Raw genomic sequence first — 204 nt, 5'->3', positions numbered from 1 at the left:
AGCAGCCATCATTTAAAGAAAGCGTAATAGCTCACTGGTCGAGTCGGCCTGCGCGGAAGATGTAACGGGGCTAAGTAGTAAACCGAAGCTGCGGCAATATACTTTTGTATATTGGGTAGGGGAGCGTTCTGTAAGCGGTTGAAGGTGTGTGGTAACGCATGCTGGACGTATCAGAAGTGCGAATGCTGACATGAGTAACGATAA

Annotated in this window: 1 rRNA gene; it reads left to right on the top strand. The window is 48.0% G+C overall.

What is annotated here, in order from left to right:
* Positions 1-204 (top strand): 23S ribosomal RNA (locus IQR33_RS22315); the annotation flags it as partial.

Origin of the sequence: Vibrio sp. OPT46 (genome assembly GCF_015163535.1) — a bacterium.
In the GTDB taxonomy this organism is placed as follows: Bacteria; Pseudomonadota; Gammaproteobacteria; order Enterobacterales; family Vibrionaceae; genus Vibrio; species Vibrio alginolyticus.
The sequence above is the reverse complement of the archived record's forward strand: the minus strand, read 5'-3'. Positions and strand labels throughout refer to the sequence as shown.